Source organism: Sphingobium sp. 15-1, assembly GCF_013375535.1.
Taxonomy (GTDB): Bacteria; Pseudomonadota; Alphaproteobacteria; order Sphingomonadales; family Sphingomonadaceae; genus Sphingobium; species Sphingobium aromaticivastans.
This window is the reverse complement of sequence record NZ_JABXJG010000001.1, coordinates 2,006,166-2,022,096: the sequence shown is the minus strand read 5'-3', so window position 1 is coordinate 2,022,096 and position 15,931 is coordinate 2,006,166. Positions and strand designations below refer to the sequence as shown.

Here is a 15,931-nt window from a genome sequence, read left to right as displayed (position 1 = left end):
TCGACTTGACCGACAAGCCCGTCACTCTCGCCGTCATCATCGGTGCGCATGGGGTGGCGGGCGAAGTCCGTCTGAAGCTGTTCGGGGAGGGGGCGGAGACGCTCAAATCCTATGGCAGCTTCGATGCGGCGGGGCGCACGCTGACGTTGAAGTCGGTGCGTCCTGGTCCCAATGGCGCGGTGGCGCGCTTTGCCGAGGTCGGTGATCGCACTGCGGCGGAAGGGCTGCGCGGCACGGAACTGACCGTGCCGCGTTCGGCTTTGCCTGCCTTGGGCGAGGGCGAATATTATCATGCCGATCTGATCGATCTGCCCTGTTTCTCCAGCGATGGCGAAGGATTGGGGAATATCGTCGCGGTCGAGAATTTCGGCGCGGGCGACATCATCGAGGTCGAGCGGCCCAACGGCAAGCGCTTCATGGCGCCGATGCATGCGGTGACGATCGCGGATGAGCGGGCGGTTATAGAGGCTGCTTTCGCGGCCTGAGTTTTCGCTCGCTGGATAATAGAACTGCCGTGCTCCTGCGAAGGCAGGAGCCCAGTCCCGCCGTCTGAACTGGGCTCCTGCCTTCGCAGGAGCACGTTGTGAATTAATCAGAGGCATTACGAGGGCGCGAACCATGCCGAAACTTCTTGCCGCTCTCTATCTGCTTCTGATGGTCGCCGCTGGTTGGCGGCTCTTCACCATGTCCTGGTCGCGGGCGCTCAAGATCGCTGCGGCCATGGCGCTGGTCATTCCCATCCCGATGCTGTTCCTGCTGCCCGCGCTGATGCAGCCTGACCGGCCCTTCGCAGACCTGCTGCGCGCCATCGGCATTGCGCTGATGCTGGGCGGCGCTGCGTCGCTGCTGGGCGGCATGGCGGGGGCGTGGCTCAAGGCGCGCAAGACGTGAGCTTTCAGGCGCAGATATTGACGCTCTATCCGGAGATGTTTCCGGGGCCGCTGGGCGTGTCGCTCGCCGGGCGGGCGCTGGCGGAGGGGAAATGGGCCTGCGATCCCATCCACATCCGCGACTTCGCCGCGGACAAGCATCGCACGGTGGATGACACGCCAGCGGGCGGCGGCGCGGGCATGGTGCTGCGCGCGGACATCCTGGCCAAAGCCATCGATCATGCGCTGGAAAAGGCTCCCGACCTGCCCGTCATCGCCATGACGCCGCGTGGCGCGCCGGTCACGCAGGGGCGCATTCGCCAGCTTGCCGCCGGTCCCGGAGCCACCATCCTCTGCGGCCGGTTCGAGGGTTTCGACGAGCGGATTTTCGAGGCTCGCCCGGTCGAGCAGATCAGCATGGGCGACATCATCCTTTCCGGCGGAGAAATGGGCGCTTTGATGCTGCTGGATGCTTGCATCCGCCTGCTTCCTGGGGTAATGGGCGCCGCTTCCAGTGGGGATGAGGAGAGCTTCGAAAGCGGCCTTCTCGAATATCCCCACTATACCCGACCCGTTATATGGGAAGGGCGTACGATCCCCGAAGTGTTGCGATCGGGGGATCATGCGAAGATCGCCGCCTGGCGGAAACAAAGGGCGGAGGATGACACACGGCTAAGGCGGCCGGACCTTTGGGAACGCCATATCGGCGTTCGGGACCAGTCGCCCTCTGGTGCGCAACGCGAAAAACAGGACTTGAAGTCATGAACTTGATCCAGCAGATCGAGGCCGAGAATATCGCGGCCCTCGCCAAGGATATTCCGGAATTCCGCCCCGGCGATACGCTGCGCGTCGGTGTGAAGGTCATCGAAGGTGAGCGCAGCCGCGTCCAGAATTATGAAGGCGTCTGCATCGCCCGCTCGAACAAGGGCATGGGCAGCAACTTCACCGTGCGCAAGATCAGCTTCGGTGAAGGTGTGGAGCGCGTCTTCCCGCTTTATTCCCCGAACATCGATTCGATCACCGTCGTCCGCAAGGGCGTGGTGCGTCGCGCGAAGCTCTATTATCTGCGTGGCCGCACCGGCAAGCGCGCTCGCATTGCCGAGCGCCGCGACGTGCGCAGCGAGGATTGATCGCTTTCACACTGTCTTGACAGTTGTAAAAAAGAGACAGGCGGCGCCCCATGCGGGTGCCGCCTTTTTCTTTGCTTTTTAATGATTTGCCGGAAAATGGCTTTTGTTGGCGCGTGCCGCGCCGAACCTGATTTTGCGCCATAGCAGAAATTCGTTTCTCTTCGATGGCGGTTTTGTGTCAGCGTTCCGTTTCTAGAGACTACTCAATATTTCCAACGACCAAATCTGTCGATTTGGCGCTGGGGAAGTACGTCTCGAATATTTCTGTTGAACCTGGACCAATAAAAATAAGAAAATACCCGTCGGGAGAGGCTCTCTTCATAACAGAAGCAAGGGGGCTGTTCATGAACTGCAAGAATTTCGTTTCCCGCGCCGCCATGATTATTGCGCTGTCGTCTCCAGCGGCCGTTCTGGCCCAGACCAGCGATCCTCAGGCGGCCTCCGCCACCGATGGCGCAGCGATCATCGTCACCGGCACGCGCCTCACCGGCATGCGGGCGGCCGACAGCCCGGCGCCGATCCAGCTTTTGAGCGCGGACACATTGCAGCGCACGGGGTCTCCCGATCTGATGCAGAGCCTGGCGCAGCAGCTTCCCTCGGTTCAGGCGCAATCCTTCGGCGGCGACCTTCAGGCGCATAATCTGCAGATGAAGCTGCGCGGCCTCAGCCCGAACCACACGCTGATCCTGGTCAACGGCAAGCGCCGCCACGGCACCGCCAACGTGTCCGTCGCGGGCGGTCCCTATGGCGGCAGCGCGGCGCCCGACGTCAGTTTCATCCTGCCCGAATCGATCGAGCGCGTCGAAGTGCTGCAGGATGGCGCCGCCGCCCAATATGGTACGGACGCGATCGCGGGCGTCATCAACTTCCTCCAGAAAAAGGCCGACCATGGCGGGTCGATCAACCTGACCGGCGGCGAATATTACGACCAGGGCGGCAAGACCTACGCGATCGGCGGCAATATCGGCATGGCGCCCTTCGACGGGGCCTATCTGAACATTTCCGCGCAGAAGAAGCATAAGGGGTTCAGCTTCCGCGGCGACATCAACCCGCAGGCGATCAAGCTGTCCTCAACCTATCCCGAAATCAAGAATCTGCCCGGCTATCCCTATACCAACCGGATCATAGGCGATCCGCACATCGACCAGACGGTCGTGAACTATAATGCCGGCTATGAATTTGGCGATTATGAAATCTACAGCTTCGGCAGCTATGGCCACAAGAAGGCCGCCGCCTATGAAAACACCCGTCCGCCGACGACCGTCGTCAGCGCCAGCGGCGTGCCCTATTATGCGGGCGGTTTCCAGCCGCAGGAGCGGATCGACGAGACCGATTATTCGGCGACCGGCGGTTTCCGCGGCACGATCGGCGACACGACCTTCGACCTGGCGTCCACCTACGGCAAGGATCTGGTCAAGGTCTATGTCTACCACTCGGCCAATGCCCAGCTTTACGCCGATACTGGCTTCACCCCCGAAACCTTCCACAATGGCGATTTCTTCAACACCCAGTGGAGCAACACGCTCGACCTGACGCATGCGTTCGACGTGGGGCTGTCGGAGCCGATCAACGTGGCGGCGGGCCTGGAATATCGGCATGAAACCTTCGGAATCCGGGCAGGCGATCCGGCATCCTATTATGGCGGCGGCGCACAGTCCTTCTTCGGTTACAGCCCCAATGACGCGGGCAAGTATAAGCGGGACAATTTCTCGCAATATCTGGACATCAGCCTGAAGCCGGTCGAAAACTGGCTGGTCGACGGCGCGGTGCGTCATGAACATTATAGCGATTTTGGCGACACCACTGTCTTCAAGCTGACCAGCCGCTACGATTTTTCCGATGCCTTCGCCCTGCGCGGCACGGTCAGCACCGGCTTCCGCGCACCGACGCTGGCCGAAGGGGGCTATTCGGGCCTGAATGTCGGGCCGGGCTTCATCGGCGGCGTGCTCCCGCCCGCGTCGGCTGCGGCAGGGGCGCTGGGCTTTGGCGGTCTCAAGCCTGAAAAGTCGACCAACTTCAGCCTGGGCACCGTCTTCAACCCGACGCGCAACTTCACCCTGACGCTCGACGCCTATCAGATCACGATCCGCAACCGCATCATGACCTCGACGGCTTTCTCCGGCTTCACCGGCAATCGCTGTCCGGCGGGCTATGCCGGCAGCAATGCGGCGGCCTGTCTGCCCTTCGATGCGGACCAATATGCCATCTACAACCAGCTCGCGGTGCTGAGCGCGGTGAATGCGGCGCTGGGCGGCAGCAGCACGGTGACGGATTGGCGGACAGCGGACGCGATCCCGGCCTATGTGCTGTTCGCGGACAATGGCGTCGACCGGAACACAGAGGGCGGCGTGTCGGTGCAGAGCTTCGTCAACGGCGTGAAGATGCGCACCCGCGGCGTCGATCTGGTGGCGAGCTACCTTGCCGATCTGGGCGAACTGGGCAGGCTCGACCTGACCCTGACCGGCAATTACAACGAGAACAAGGTTCTGGGCATCAATCCGCTTCCCTCGGCGCTCTATTCCAGCACCGTCAATCCCGAGCTGACGCGCCTGATCGACGCGACGAGCGAGGTGGAACTGGAGCATAGCACGCCGCGCTTCCGGGGCACGTTCAACGCCTTCTGGACCTGGGGCAAGTTCACCGCCAACCTGCGCGAAAGTTATTATTCGCAGGTCTACACGCTGGAAACCGCGCGCAGCGGCCCGGATGCGGGCAATCTGATCAAGGTTCCGGTCAAAGAGGCGTTCATCACCGACCTTGAACTCGGCTATCAGATCGCGAAGCCGATCAAGATCTCCGTAGGCGCGAACAATCTGTTCAACAAATATCCGACCGAGCGGTCCAAGGCGTTCATCCGCAACACGGAGCTGGCCAATCAGGAACGCGGCTATTCGACGAGCAAATATCCGACCTTCTCGCCCTATGGCATCAATGGCGGCTATTATTATGCGCGGGTGAACGTGACCTTCTAGGGTGTGTGGGGATTCAGTTCAGGGTGGAGCGAAAAAGGTGGATTTCGAGAACCGGCGCGCAGCGTACTCAAAGTACGTGAGCACTGGAAGCGCAGAAAGCCGCCATTTGCAGCCCGCCATGGGCTGAATCCCCACATACCCTAGAGCATCGTGCGCAAAAGTGGGAACCGTTTTGCGCTTAAAACGATGCGACAACAAAAGCTTAGAGCGCGCGGCCTGCGTCCGATTTAACGCAGCGCGCTCTAAAGAGCATGGGCGGGCCTTGCGGCCCGTCCTTTTCGACCGGAAAGGCGGCGAACGGCAGAGGTCCGTCGCCGCCTTTTCTTCCATCTGGTATGTCAGCCTTATGCCGCTCCTTCACCGTCTCGCTGTTCTGGCCGATGAACCGGCGCTGGCGCATGTCATGACGCTGGCGATCGACGGGTTGCAGTCCGACTTCCTGACGCCTGAACAAGTGCGGGCGAGCCATGGTTTCATGGGGCTGGACAGCCGGCTCATCGCGGACGGCACCTATTTCGTGATCGAGGATCGGGGGGAGATTGTCGGTTGCGGCGGCTGGAGCCGGCGCGCCACGGCCTATGGCGGCAATCACAGCGCGGGGCGGGACGACCGGCTGCTCGATCCGGCGACGGAGGCGGCCAGGGTGCGGGCGATGTACACCCATCCCGGCCATGTGCGGAAGGGCGTGGGCACGCTGATCCTGTCGCTCTGCGAGGCGGCGGCGCGGGCGGAGGGCTTTGCGGCGCTGGAGCTGTCCGCCACCATGGCGGGCGTGCCGCTTTACCGCAGCTTCGGCTTCGTCGACGTGCGGGCGTTCGAGGATAGCGGCGTGCCGCTGATCCTGATGCGCAAGCCTATTGCCGACTCGTGAACCAGAGGCCGATCAGGCTGAGCGCCGCCGCCGCCGACATATAGAGGCCGACCAGTTCGACACCCTGGACCTGGATCAGCCAGGTCGCGACGATGGGCGCCAGCGCGCCGCCGATGATGCCGCCCAGATTGAAGGCGAAGGATGCGCCGGTATAGCGAAGCTGCACCGGGAAGAGATGCGGCAGATAGGCGCCGAGCGGCCCATAGACGAAGCCCATCAGGAACAGGGCGAGGCTGAGGATCAGGAAGATCGGCAGCAATTGCCCGGTGCCCATGGCGGGGCCGAAGATCACGCCCATCGCCACGGTGCCGATGCAGCCCGCGACCAGCACGCGGGTCGGGCTGCTCCTGTCCGACCACCAGCCGGCGACGATGATGCTGAACGCCATGAACAGGATCGCGCCCAATTGGATGGCGAGGAAGGTTTCGCGGTCGATCTTGAGCGTGGTGGTGCCATAGCCGAGGGCGAAGGCGGTCGCGATATAATAGACGGCGAAACAGGCGGCGCAGGCGAAGGTGCCCGCGATGGCCGCGCCCAAATGGCTTTTGAACAGGGTGGCGAGCGGTACGGCGGGCGGAGGAGCCTCTGCCTTGGCCGCCGCGAATTCGGGCGTTTCGGTGAGCTTCAGGCGAATCCACAGGCCCAGGATCACCAGCACCGCGCTGCCCAGGAAGGGCAAGCGCCAACCCCAGGCAAAGAAATCCTTGTCGGTCAGGAACATGCCGAGCAACAGGAACAGCCCATTGGCGGCCAGGAAGCCGACCGGCGCGCCCAATTGCGGGAACATGCCGAAGCGCGCCCGCCAGCCCGGCGGGGCATTCTCCACCGCCAGCAATGCCGCGCCGCCCCATTCGCCGCCCAGGCCAAAGCCCTGGCCGAAGCGCAGGACGCAGAGGATGAACGGCGCCCACCAGCCGATGGTCTGATAGGTCGGCAGGAATCCGATCGCCAGCGTCGAACCGCCCATCAGCATCAGCGACGTCACCAGCGTCGCCTTGCGCCCGATGCGGTCGCCATAATGGCCGAACACCGCCGCGCCCAGGGGCCGGGCGAAGAAGGCGAGGGCCAGGCTTCCATAGGCGGCGAGTAATTGTGCTGAGGGGGAGGAGGCGGGGAAGAAAAGCGGCCCGAAGACCAGGCTGGCGGCGGTCGCATAGATATAGAAATCGTAGAACTCGACCGCCGTGCCGATCAGGCTGGCCGCCAGCACCCGCTTGTGGCGCAGCATCGCGCCCATGCCGCCCATTTCTCCGGCCCCTGCTTCCACCGCTTGCACGCCCCCCATCGTCGTCATTTCCCCGCCCGCTTCTGGTTCAGCAATTCATAGGCCATCACCGCGCAGGCGACCGCCGCGTTCAGGCTGTCCGCCTTGCCCAGCATCGGCATCTTCACCAGCAGGTCGCATTCGGCTTCATAGGCTTCGGGCAGGCCGTGCGCCTCATTGCCGACCAGCAGGAAGCTGGGGCTTTGGTAGCGCGGTTCCTGATAGTCATGCGTGGCCTTCAGGCTGGTGCCGATCAACTCGCCCGGCCCCTCGCGCAGCCAGTGCATGAACTCGCCCCAGCGCGCCTGGGTGATGCTTTGGGTGAAGAGGGCGCCCATGCTGGCGCGCACGGATTCGACCGAAAAGGGGTCGACGCAATCGTCGATCAGGATCAGCCCGCCCGCGCCGACCGCATCGCCGGTGCGCAAGATCGTGCCTAGATTGCCGGGATCGCGCAGCGACTGGGCGACGATCCAGATGTCGGCCTTGCTCCGGTCGAGCTTTGCCAACGGGGTCAGCCGGTCGCGATAGACGCCGACCACCGCCTGCGGATTGTCCTTGCCGCTGATCTTGGACAGGATGTCGGGTGTGGTTTCGATGACGTCGCCGCCCGCCGCCTCCATCGCCGCGATCAGGTCGGCGGCGAGGGGGTGGGTGGAGCCTGCGTGGAAGAGCATTTCGGGCAGCACGCCTTCCTCGCGCGCTTCGGTCAGGATGCGCAGCCCTTCGGCCAGGAACAGCCCTTCGGCCTTGCGGAATTTCTTCTCCCGCAGGGAGCGGACGCGCTTCACCAGCGGGTTGGAAAATCCGGTGATTTCTCGCGCCACGATCCTGTCTCTTGCCTTTTTGCCCGCCGAAACGGCCTCTCTATAGGGCGAGAGGGGAAAAGGGTAGGGGGCTTGGAATGTTGGGGATTTGGGTATCGCTGCCAGTTAGCGATACGTGCTCCTGCGAAGGCACTCGAATGAGCCAGGTGGCTCATGAGAGCCCAGTTCAGACGGTCCGATGATCCACGAAGGGCGGGACTGGGCTCCTGCCTTCGCAGGAGCACAGGGAGCCCAACCGAACGTGAATGCCCGCTCTTTTTCCTATACCCCCGCCCTAAGTCGCGTGTGTGTCGTTTCGCGCCACGGCGATGCGGTTGCGGCCGGAGCGCTTGGCTTCGTAGAGCGCCATGTCGGCCACCGCCAGCCAGCTTTCGCTGGTCGGCCAGTCGCCGCGCAGTTCCGCCACGCCGAAGCTGACCGTGACGCGCAGCGGCGGCGTGCCGGGGATTTCGGTCGCGGCGATCGCCTCGCAGAAGCGTTGCGCTGCCCTGCCGGCATCTTCCTCGGCGGTTTCGGGCAGCAATATGCCGAATTCCTCGCCGCCCAATCGCCCCAATGAATCGCTGGGCCGTTGCAGGCTGGTGCAGAGCCGGGCGATGCCGCGGATCACCTGGTCGCCGGCGGGGTGGCCGTGGGTGTCGTTGATCCGCTTGAAATGATCGATGTCGAACAGCAGCAGGCTCGCGGGCCGCTCATGCCGTTCGAACAGGGCGATGGCGCGGTTCATCTCGCTGAGGAAGGCGCGGCGGCTGAGCGCGCCGGTCAGATGATCGCGCTCCGCGATGCGGCGCAGTTCAAGCTGCTCGACCACCAGCGCCGCCAGATTCTGGAGGATGGCGATCTGGCCTGCGTCGAACTGGCGTGGCACGGTGTCGATCGCGCAGAGCGAGCCGATATTATAGCCGTCGGGCGTCTCCAGCGGAATGCCGGCATAGCTGCGAATATTGGGATCGCCCGTCACCAGCGGATTGTCGCAGAAACGCGCATCTTCCGTAGCGTCGGTGACGACCATCGGCATTCGTTGGCGGATGGTGTGGTCGCAAAAGGCGACGTCGCGCGATGTTTCCTTGCCGTCGAGACCGGCCAGCGACTTGAACCATTGCCGGTCGGTGTCGACCAGCGAGACGGCGGAAATCGGCACGCCCAAGATGCTGCGGACCAGATCGGTGATGCGGTCGAAAGAGGGTTCCCTTGGCGTATCCAGAACTTCGTAGCGTTCGAGCGCGGCGAGACGCGCCGGTTCGTCCATCAGCTTCGGATCGAGCATTGCCAAGGCACCTCAACTGGTGACGCAGCCTGCCGCGTCCCGCGATTCTGGTTCAAACTTATCCTATGGTAATCGCCTGGCGATGCTTAACAAAGACTTGGCGGCCGTGATCCGTCTTATTCCTCACCGAACTTGTCTTCGACCAGCGTCACCAGCTTGCCCAGCGAATCGGCCGCTTCGGGACCGGTGGCGCTGATCGTGATACTGTCGCCCATCGCCGCGCCCAGCATCATCAGCCCCATGATGGAGGTACCGGTGACCTCATTCCCGTCCTTGCGCACGATGATCTGGGCGGGAAGGCCGCTGGCCAGGGTCACGAATTTCGCGCTGGCGCGGGCGTGGAGTCCCCGCCGGTTGCTGATCCTGACTTCCTGGCTGATTTCGCTCATGTGGTGCTGCCCAACAGTTCCGATGCAACGCTGATATATTTCTGGCCCGCTTCCCGCGCGGCGGCGACGGCCTGGCGCACGTCCATCACCTTGCGCGCGCTTTCCAGGCGGATCAGCATCGGCAGGTTGATGCCCGCGATCACCTCTATCTCGCCCGCCTTCAGCAGCGAAATGGCCAGGTTGGACGGGGTGCCGCCGAACAGGTCGGTCAGCAGGATCACGCCTGACCCGTCGTTGACGCGGGCAACCGCGTCCGCGATGTCGGCGCGGCGCATCTCCATGTCGTCCTCGGGGCCGATGCAGATGGTCTCGATCTGCTGCTGCGGACCGACCACATGCTCCATTGCGACGACAAATTCCGTCGCCAGCGCCCCGTGGGTGACGAGTACCAGTCCAATCATCTTGCTTACGTGGCCCACCTGTTTTTCATGGATTACGCTTTCGGGCCTCCCGGTTCGCGCTTCTCCAGGGCGTCCTGGGGCGCTGATTCCATATTGCGGTGCGAGACCGTGGGCGAAAAGCCCGCATCTTGCAAGTATCTGGCGACGCGTTCGGTCACATGGACCGACCGATGACGGCCGCCGGTACAGCCAAAGGCCACGGTAATGTAGCTTTTTCCGCCCTCCGCGTAACGAGGGAGCAGCAGCGTCAGCAATTGTTCGATTTGCCCGATCGCCTCCTCATAGGCCGGATCTGCCATGATATAGGCGGCGACATCGGGATCGAGACCGGTCTTCGGCCGCAGCGCCTCCTCCCAATGCGGGTTGCGCAGGAAGCGCATGTCGAACATCAGGTCGGCGCTGAGCGGCACGCCGCGCGAATAGCCGAAGGACATGATCGTCAGCACCGGGTCCGACAGCCCCTCGCGCGAGAAGCGGTTGCGGATTTCCTGCTGCAAGCCGTTGCTGGTGAGGCTGCTGGTGTCGATCACCTGGGTCGCCCAGCGGCGCAGCGGCTCAGTCAGTTCTCGTTCGCGGGCGATGCCGTGGGTGGCGGGACGGTCGGAGGCCAGCGGATGGCGGCGGCGCGTCTCGGCAAAGCGGCGCTCCAGCTCCGCGTCCGAACAGTCGAGGAACAGCGTCTCCACATCATGGCCGTGGCGGGACCGCAGCGCCTTGATCCGCCGGGCGATTGCGTCGGCGTCGAAACCGCGGGTGCGGGCGTCGATGCCCAGTGCCAGCGGCCGGTCCGTCCCCTCGTCATGCCCCTCCGGCAAAGGCGTGTCGAGCAGCCGGTCGAGCAGCACCAACGGCAGATTGTCGACCACTTCCCAGCCCATATCCTCCAGCGTCTTGAGCGCGGTGGTCCTGCCCGCGCCCGACAGGCCGGAAACGAGCAATATGGTCTTCGGCGTTTGGAAACTCACGATTGGCTCACGCTTTTCAGGCCGATGCTCCTGAGCGCCAGCTCCACCTTGATCGGGGCGGAGGCTTCGAACGGGGCGAGCCGGACGACGGGCACGTCGACGCCCGCGATCGACCGCCGCGCCGGTTCCAGCGGCATGCGCTCGACCGTGTCGCTGAGGTCGACGGCCAGGGCGACCGGGGCGTTGTCGGCATGGGGCATGTCGACCAGACCCAGGCCGCGCACTTCCATCATGCCGACGATCCGGTCGGGGGCGCGGGCGAACAGGCGGCCCTCTATTTCAAGCACGCGGGTATAATCGTCGCTCACCAGCATGGCGCCGCGATCGATCAGGCGCAGCGCCAGATCGGACTTGCCCATGCCGCTGGGGCCGCAGAGCAGGACGGCCTGGCCATTGATCGCCACGCTGGTCGCATGCAGGGTTTCGGAAGAGGGTGTCGACGCCATATCGCCTTATCGCTTTGACGTCATATTAGCTCCTGTTGGCGCTGGTGGGAATCGAATTAACCGGGGCCGTTCTCATTATGGTGCAGTTGGGGATTTGGTAGGAAACGGCCAAGAGGGGACATTGCCCCATCGTCACCCCGGGCTTGACCCGGGGTCCCGCTTTTCTCCTTGAGCGCGCGCCTGAAAAGGCAGCGGGACCCCGGATCAAGTCCGGGGTGACGAAAAGCAAGGGCAGCTCTCCACCCATTTATGTCTCTACTCTACGCTAATTCCGACGCGCAGCTTCTATTCCGACACGATGCCCGGATCGCGTTCCACGGCCATGGGCAGGCGCATGATGAAGCAGGCGCCGCTCTGCGCGTCCTGGCGGTCGGCTATGCTGATCTTGCCCTGATGCCCCTCCACGATGGAGCGGGCGATGGCGAGGCCCAGGCCACTATGCTTGCCGAACGCCTCATTTTCCGGGCGGACGCTGTGGAAGCGGCGGAACACATGCTCGCGTTCGGATTCGGGGACGCCCGGCCCCTGATCCTCTACGCTGACCAGCACTTCATTGTCCGCCACGGTCGCGACGATCTGGACCAGCCCGTCATCGGGGGAGAAGGACACGGCATTGTCGATGAGGTTGTCGAGCACGCGGATGATTCGCTGTTCCTCGCCCAGCACCACCGCGACATTCTTGCGCGGACGGGCGAAGGCCAGGCGGACGCCGCGGCCGACGCCGCGCGCCTCCCGGGCGACGACCATCCGCTCGATCAGCAGGCCAAGGTCGATCGGCTCGAACCGGGTGCGCGACAATTGGGCGTCGATCCGCGAGGCTTCCGCAATGTCGGTGACGAGCCGGTCGAGCCGCCGCACATCGTCCTGCGCGATCGCCATCAACTGGGCGCGCAGCTCCGGCTTGTCCACCCGGTCGAGCGCGTCGAGCGCCGACCGCAGCGAGGCGATGGGGTTCTTCAGTTCATGGCTGACATCGGCGGCGAAGGCGTCGGTCGCGTCGATCCGCTGGCGCAGCGCATGGCTCATGTCCGACAGGGCGCGGGCCAGCATGCCGATCTCGTCGCGTCGGTCGGGCAGGCGCGGCACGGTGACTTCGCGCGCCCGGCCCAGCCGCACCCGCACGGCTGCGCGGGCGAGGCGCTGAAGGGGTTGCACGATGGTCCGGGCCAGGAAGAGGGACAGCAGGACGGAGGCGAAGACGGCGGCAGCCAGCACCATGCCTAGGCGGAACCGCTCGGCCCGGACGATGCGCGTGATGTCGCGGGCATTTTCGGTTCCGAGCAGGCTGGTGCCGTCCTTCACGATGACGGCGGCCGAAATCATGAAGGTGCGGTCGGGCGCATAGCGGTTCACCGCCTGGGTCCGGCCGCTCTTCCGCGCCACCGCCAGCTCGGGCCAGGCGTCGGCGCGGTCGACCGCCGGCTCCTCGAAATTGGGCGGCCGGTCGGCGGAGACGATGCGGTCGATCACCTTGTCGAGGAAGCGGGCGACATGGCGCTGCCATTCTTCCTCATCCGGCATGCGCAGGCGGTAGCGGGGAGCGTTCATGGCGAAGCTGTCCGCGATCAGCCGTCCAGCAGCGTCATAGCGGCGGACGCGATCCCCCGTCTGCCGCGCATAAGCGGCGATCAGCGCGTTCTGCCGGTCGCCGGGCGCGGTTTCCAGCCCCATCGCCAGCAGCTCCAATTCCCGCGCCGACTGCTCCAACCGATCATCGACGATGCGCGTGCGATAGCTGTCGAGATAGAAGAAGCCGCCCGCCAGCAGCGCCAGCGCGAACACATTGACCGCCAGGATGCGCGGGGTCAGGCTGATCCGGCCGGACCAGCTCCACCCGGCGCCCGCGTCAGACCTCTTCGGAGAAGCGGTAGCCGGCGCCATAGAGTGTGTCGATTGCGTTGAATTCGGGGTCGACTTCGCGGAACTTGCGGCGCAGGCGCTTGATGTGGCTGTCGATGGTCCGGTCGTCGACATAGACGTCATCCTGATAGGCGGCATCCATCAACTGGTTGCGGTTCTTGACCACGCCGGGGCGCTGGGCGAGCGTTTCCAGGATCAGGAATTCGGTGACGGTCAGCGTCACGTCCCGGCCCATCCATTTGACGCGGTGTCGCGCCGGGTCCATCTCCAGCCGCCCGCGCACGATGGGTTCGGCCACCGGCTCGTCGGGGGCGGCGTCCACCTTGCTGACTTCCGCCCGGCGCAGGATCGCGCGGATGCGCGCGATCAGCAGGCGCTGGGAAAAGGGCTTGCTGATATAATCGTCCGCGCCCATCGCCAGGCCCAGCGCTTCGTCCAGCTCGTCGGCCTTGGACGTCAGGAAGATGACCGGCATATGGCTCTTTTCGCGCAGCCGCCGCAGCAGTTCGAGGCCATCCATGCGCGGCATCTTGATGTCGAACACGGCTAGGTCGGCCGGATTGTCGATCAGCGCCTTCAGCGCCGCCTCCGGGTCCGAATAGAGGCGCGTCAGGAACCCTTCCGTCTGCAACGCGATAGAGACGGAGGTCAGGATATTCTTGTCGTCGTCCACCAGAGCGATGGTTGCGGTCATGCTGTGTCCCGAAAATCGTCGATGATGGGAATGACCCATGCGTTAGACGATGGTGGCTCCCCCCGCAAGGAAGCTCGGGCATGTGGGTTATGCGGTGTACCCATGGGAATTCGGGATAAATGCCGCAGTTGCGGCGTTTTCCGGGGTTTGACGCACCTGATGCAAAGGCTTATGCCCGCTAGGTCTGCAGCAGATGGCGCCCCGCGGCATGAAGATCGCGGCGTCGAGAGGCGGACCGGCCGTAGACATATAATATGGCGGCCGGACATAATGATATTCAGGAGCAAAGGCGTGCAGGCCAAATCCTCTTTCACCCTGGATCAGCAGGGTATTTCCACCAAGGCTGATCAATTTTGGAATCTGGGCACCGCGCCCCTCGTCGAAGCCGCGCTCGCCAATGGCGAAGGCATTTTGGCCAAGGACGGCCCGCTGGTCGTCAAGACCGGCAAGCATACCGGCCGGTCGGCAAGCGACAAGTTCATCGTCCGGGACGCTGAAACCGAATCCACCGTCTGGTGGGGCAAGACCAATGTGCCCATGACGCCGGAGCATTTCGCCGCGCTGAAGGCCGATTTCTTCGCCGCTCTGGGTCAGAAGGACAAGCTCTACGTCGCTGATCTTTTCGGCGGGTCGCAGCCCGAACATCGCGTCAATGTGCGCGTCATCAACGAATTGGCCTGGCATAACCTTTTCATCCGTACGCTGCTGGTCCGTCCGGGCGCGGATGAGTTGGCCGGCTTCGCGCCCGAATATACGATCATCGACCTGCCGACCTTCCAGGCCGATCCGGCCCGCCACGGCACCCGCAGCGAAACCGTGATCGCGGTCAACTTCACCGAGAAGCTGATCCTGATCGGCGGCACTCGTTATGCCGGCGAGATGAAGAAGTCGGTCTTCGGTATCCTCAACTATCTGCTGCCGACCCACGGCGTGATGCCGATGCACTGTTCGGCCAATATCGGCCCGAACGGCGACACCGCCGTCTTCTTCGGCCTGTCGGGCACCGGCAAGACCACCCTGTCGGCCGACGCCAGCCGCACGCTGATCGGTGACGACGAGCATGGCTGGTCGGACACCGCCGTCTTCAATTTCGAGGGCGGCTGCTATGCCAAGATGATCAACCTGTCGGCCGAGGCCGAGCCGGAAATCTTCGCCACCACCAAGCGGTTCGGCACGGTGCTGGAAAATGTCGTGATCGACGAGGAAACCCGCGAGATCGACCTGGACGACAACAGCCTGGCCGAGAATAGCCGCGGTTCCTACCCGATCGACTTCATCCCGAACGCGTCGGAGAAGAATCTGGGGCCGGTGCCGAAGAACATCATCTTCCTCACCGCTGACGCGTATGGCGTGCTGCCGCCGATCGCGCGGCTGACGCCGGATCAGGCCATGTATCACTTCCTCTCGGGCTATACCGCGCGCGTCGCGGGGACCGAGATCGGCGTGACGGAGCCTTCGGCCACTTTCTCGACCTGCTTCGGCGCGCCGTTCATGCCGCGTCATCCGTCGGTCTACGGCAATCTGCTCAAGGAACGCATCAACAAGGGCGGCGTCACCTGCTGGCTGGTCAATACCGGCTGGACCGGCGGCAAATATGGCGTGGGCAAGCGCATGCCGATCAAGGTGACGCGGGCCTTGCTCAACGCGGCGCTCGACGGCAGCCTCAACAATGCCGAATTCCGCACCGATCCGAATTTCGGTTTCCAGGTGCCGGTCGCGGTGCCGGGCGTGGAGACGGCGATGCTCGATCCTCGTGCGACCTGGGCCGACAAGGCGGCCTATGACGAAACCGCCGGCAAGCTGGTGAAGCAGTTCGTCGACAATTTCGCCCAGTTCGAGGATCATGTCGACGCGTCGGTGCGCGACGCGGCGCTGACGGCGGCCTGACGCCCTCGCATTCCGTAACGAAGAGGCCGGGGGAGCGATCCCCCGGCCTCTTTTGCTTCCTGTCGGCCGCGCGCAATGCTATCCTGCAT

At 63.9% G+C, this 15,931-nt stretch carries 16 protein-coding genes; 7 read left to right on the top strand and 9 right to left on the bottom strand.

Going from position 1 to position 15,931, the window contains the following annotated elements; translation table 11 throughout:
- Positions 1-5 precede the first annotated feature (5 nt).
- From rimM to HUK72_RS09445, 6 genes are all read left to right on the top strand, one after another.
- Positions 6-485 (top strand): ribosome maturation factor RimM, encoded by a 480-nt coding sequence (gene rimM, locus HUK72_RS09470; RefSeq protein ID WP_176596566.1) that lies wholly within the window; start codon positions 6-8, stop codon positions 483-485.
- Between the two features lie 133 nt (positions 486-618).
- Positions 619-891, top strand: coding sequence for a hypothetical protein (locus HUK72_RS09465; RefSeq protein WP_176596565.1), 273 nt, complete (start codon positions 619-621; stop codon positions 889-891).
- Positions 888-1,634 (top strand): tRNA (guanosine(37)-N1)-methyltransferase TrmD, encoded by a 747-nt coding sequence (gene trmD, locus HUK72_RS09460; protein WP_176596564.1) that lies wholly within the window; start codon positions 888-890, stop codon positions 1,632-1,634. Before HUK72_RS09465 ends, trmD begins: the two co-directional genes overlap by 4 nt.
- Positions 1,631-1,999, top strand: a complete 369-nt coding sequence (gene rplS / locus HUK72_RS09455; RefSeq protein WP_066554995.1) for a 50S ribosomal protein L19 — start codon at positions 1,631-1,633, stop codon at positions 1,997-1,999. The genes trmD and rplS overlap by 4 nt, the downstream gene beginning before the upstream one ends.
- A gap of 344 nt (positions 2,000-2,343) precedes the next feature.
- Positions 2,344-4,971 (top strand): TonB-dependent siderophore receptor, encoded by a 2,628-nt coding sequence (locus tag HUK72_RS09450; RefSeq protein ID WP_255325654.1) that lies wholly within the window; start codon positions 2,344-2,346, stop codon positions 4,969-4,971.
- Between the two features lie 346 nt (positions 4,972-5,317).
- Complete coding sequence (locus tag HUK72_RS09445) at positions 5,318-5,842, top strand: GNAT family N-acetyltransferase (RefSeq protein ID WP_176597805.1); 525 nt, start codon at positions 5,318-5,320, stop codon at positions 5,840-5,842.
- Here HUK72_RS09445 and HUK72_RS09440 read toward each other — a convergent pair.
- From HUK72_RS09440 to HUK72_RS09400, 9 genes are all read right to left on the bottom strand, one after another.
- Positions 5,826-7,088 carry an MFS transporter gene (locus HUK72_RS09440; RefSeq protein WP_176597806.1) on the bottom strand — a complete coding sequence of 421 codons (1,263 nt, stop codon included), beginning with the start codon at positions 7,086-7,088 and terminating at the stop codon, positions 5,826-5,828. The genes HUK72_RS09445 and HUK72_RS09440 overlap by 17 nt on opposite strands.
- 44 nt (positions 7,089-7,132) lie before the next feature.
- Entirely contained in the window at positions 7,133-7,933 is an 801-nt protein-coding gene (locus HUK72_RS09435; RefSeq protein WP_176596563.1) for an RNA methyltransferase, read from the bottom strand.
- Between the two features lie 274 nt (positions 7,934-8,207).
- Positions 8,208-9,200: a sensor domain-containing diguanylate cyclase gene (locus tag HUK72_RS09430; RefSeq protein ID WP_176596562.1), complete on the bottom strand. Its 993-nt coding sequence runs from the start codon at positions 9,198-9,200 to the stop codon at positions 8,208-8,210.
- Between the two features lie 116 nt (positions 9,201-9,316).
- Positions 9,317-9,589: an HPr family phosphocarrier protein gene (locus HUK72_RS09425; RefSeq protein WP_176596561.1), complete on the bottom strand. Its 273-nt coding sequence runs from the start codon at positions 9,587-9,589 to the stop codon at positions 9,317-9,319.
- Positions 9,586-9,990 carry a PTS sugar transporter subunit IIA gene (locus tag HUK72_RS09420; RefSeq protein ID WP_007687176.1) on the bottom strand — a complete coding sequence of 135 codons (405 nt, stop codon included), beginning with the start codon at positions 9,988-9,990 and terminating at the stop codon, positions 9,586-9,588. Before HUK72_RS09420 ends, HUK72_RS09425 begins: the two co-directional genes overlap by 4 nt.
- Before the next feature lie 32 nt (positions 9,991-10,022).
- On the bottom strand, positions 10,023-10,955 hold the full coding sequence (gene rapZ, locus HUK72_RS09415; protein ID WP_176596560.1) for an RNase adapter RapZ: 933 nt from the start codon (positions 10,953-10,955) through the stop codon (positions 10,023-10,025).
- On the bottom strand, positions 10,952-11,401 hold the full coding sequence (locus HUK72_RS09410) for an HPr kinase/phosphorylase (RefSeq protein WP_176596559.1): 450 nt from the start codon (positions 11,399-11,401) through the stop codon (positions 10,952-10,954). The genes rapZ and HUK72_RS09410 overlap by 4 nt, the downstream gene beginning before the upstream one ends.
- A 285-nt stretch (positions 11,402-11,686) precedes the next feature.
- Positions 11,687-13,282 carry a stimulus-sensing domain-containing protein gene (locus HUK72_RS09405; protein ID WP_176596558.1) on the bottom strand — a complete coding sequence of 532 codons (1,596 nt, stop codon included), beginning with the start codon at positions 13,280-13,282 and terminating at the stop codon, positions 11,687-11,689.
- On the bottom strand, positions 13,248-13,955 hold the full coding sequence (locus HUK72_RS09400) for a response regulator transcription factor (RefSeq protein WP_176596557.1): 708 nt from the start codon (positions 13,953-13,955) through the stop codon (positions 13,248-13,250). The genes HUK72_RS09405 and HUK72_RS09400 overlap by 35 nt, the downstream gene beginning before the upstream one ends.
- Positions 13,956-14,246: 291 nt before the next feature.
- Here HUK72_RS09400 and HUK72_RS09395 point away from each other — a divergent pair, with 291 nt between their 5' ends.
- Positions 14,247-15,842, top strand: a complete 1,596-nt coding sequence (locus HUK72_RS09395) for a phosphoenolpyruvate carboxykinase (protein ID WP_176596556.1) — start codon at positions 14,247-14,249, stop codon at positions 15,840-15,842.
- Positions 15,843-15,931 lie beyond the last annotated feature (89 nt).

Excerpts from the sequence above, each read along its gene's own strand:
- HUK72_RS09465 (WP_176596565.1), top strand. The coding sequence starts at position 619 with ATGCCGAAACTTCTTGCCGCTCTCTATCTGCTTCTGATGGTCGCCGCT.
- rplS (WP_066554995.1), top strand. The coding sequence starts at position 1,631 with ATGAACTTGATCCAGCAGATCGAGGCCGAGAATATCGCGGCCCTCGCC.
- HUK72_RS09450 (WP_255325654.1), top strand. The coding sequence starts at position 2,344 with ATGAACTGCAAGAATTTCGTTTCCCGCGCCGCCATGATTATTGCGCTG.
- HUK72_RS09445 (WP_176597805.1), top strand. The coding sequence starts at position 5,318 with ATGCCGCTCCTTCACCGTCTCGCTGTTCTGGCCGATGAACCGGCGCTG.
- HUK72_RS09440 (WP_176597806.1), bottom strand. The coding sequence starts at position 7,088 with ATGGGCGGCATGGGCGCGATGCTGCGCCACAAGCGGGTGCTGGCGGCC.
- HUK72_RS09430 (WP_176596562.1), bottom strand. The coding sequence starts at position 9,200 with ATGCTCGATCCGAAGCTGATGGACGAACCGGCGCGTCTCGCCGCGCTC.
- HUK72_RS09425 (WP_176596561.1), bottom strand. The coding sequence starts at position 9,589 with ATGAGCGAAATCAGCCAGGAAGTCAGGATCAGCAACCGGCGGGGACTC.
- HUK72_RS09420 (WP_007687176.1), bottom strand. The coding sequence starts at position 9,990 with ATGATTGGACTGGTACTCGTCACCCACGGGGCGCTGGCGACGGAATTT.
- HUK72_RS09410 (WP_176596559.1), bottom strand. The coding sequence starts at position 11,401 with ATGGCGTCGACACCCTCTTCCGAAACCCTGCATGCGACCAGCGTGGCG.
- HUK72_RS09405 (WP_176596558.1), bottom strand. The coding sequence starts at position 13,282 with ATGGCGCCGGCTACCGCTTCTCCGAAGAGGTCTGACGCGGGCGCCGGG.
- HUK72_RS09400 (WP_176596557.1), bottom strand. The coding sequence starts at position 13,955 with ATGACCGCAACCATCGCTCTGGTGGACGACGACAAGAATATCCTGACC.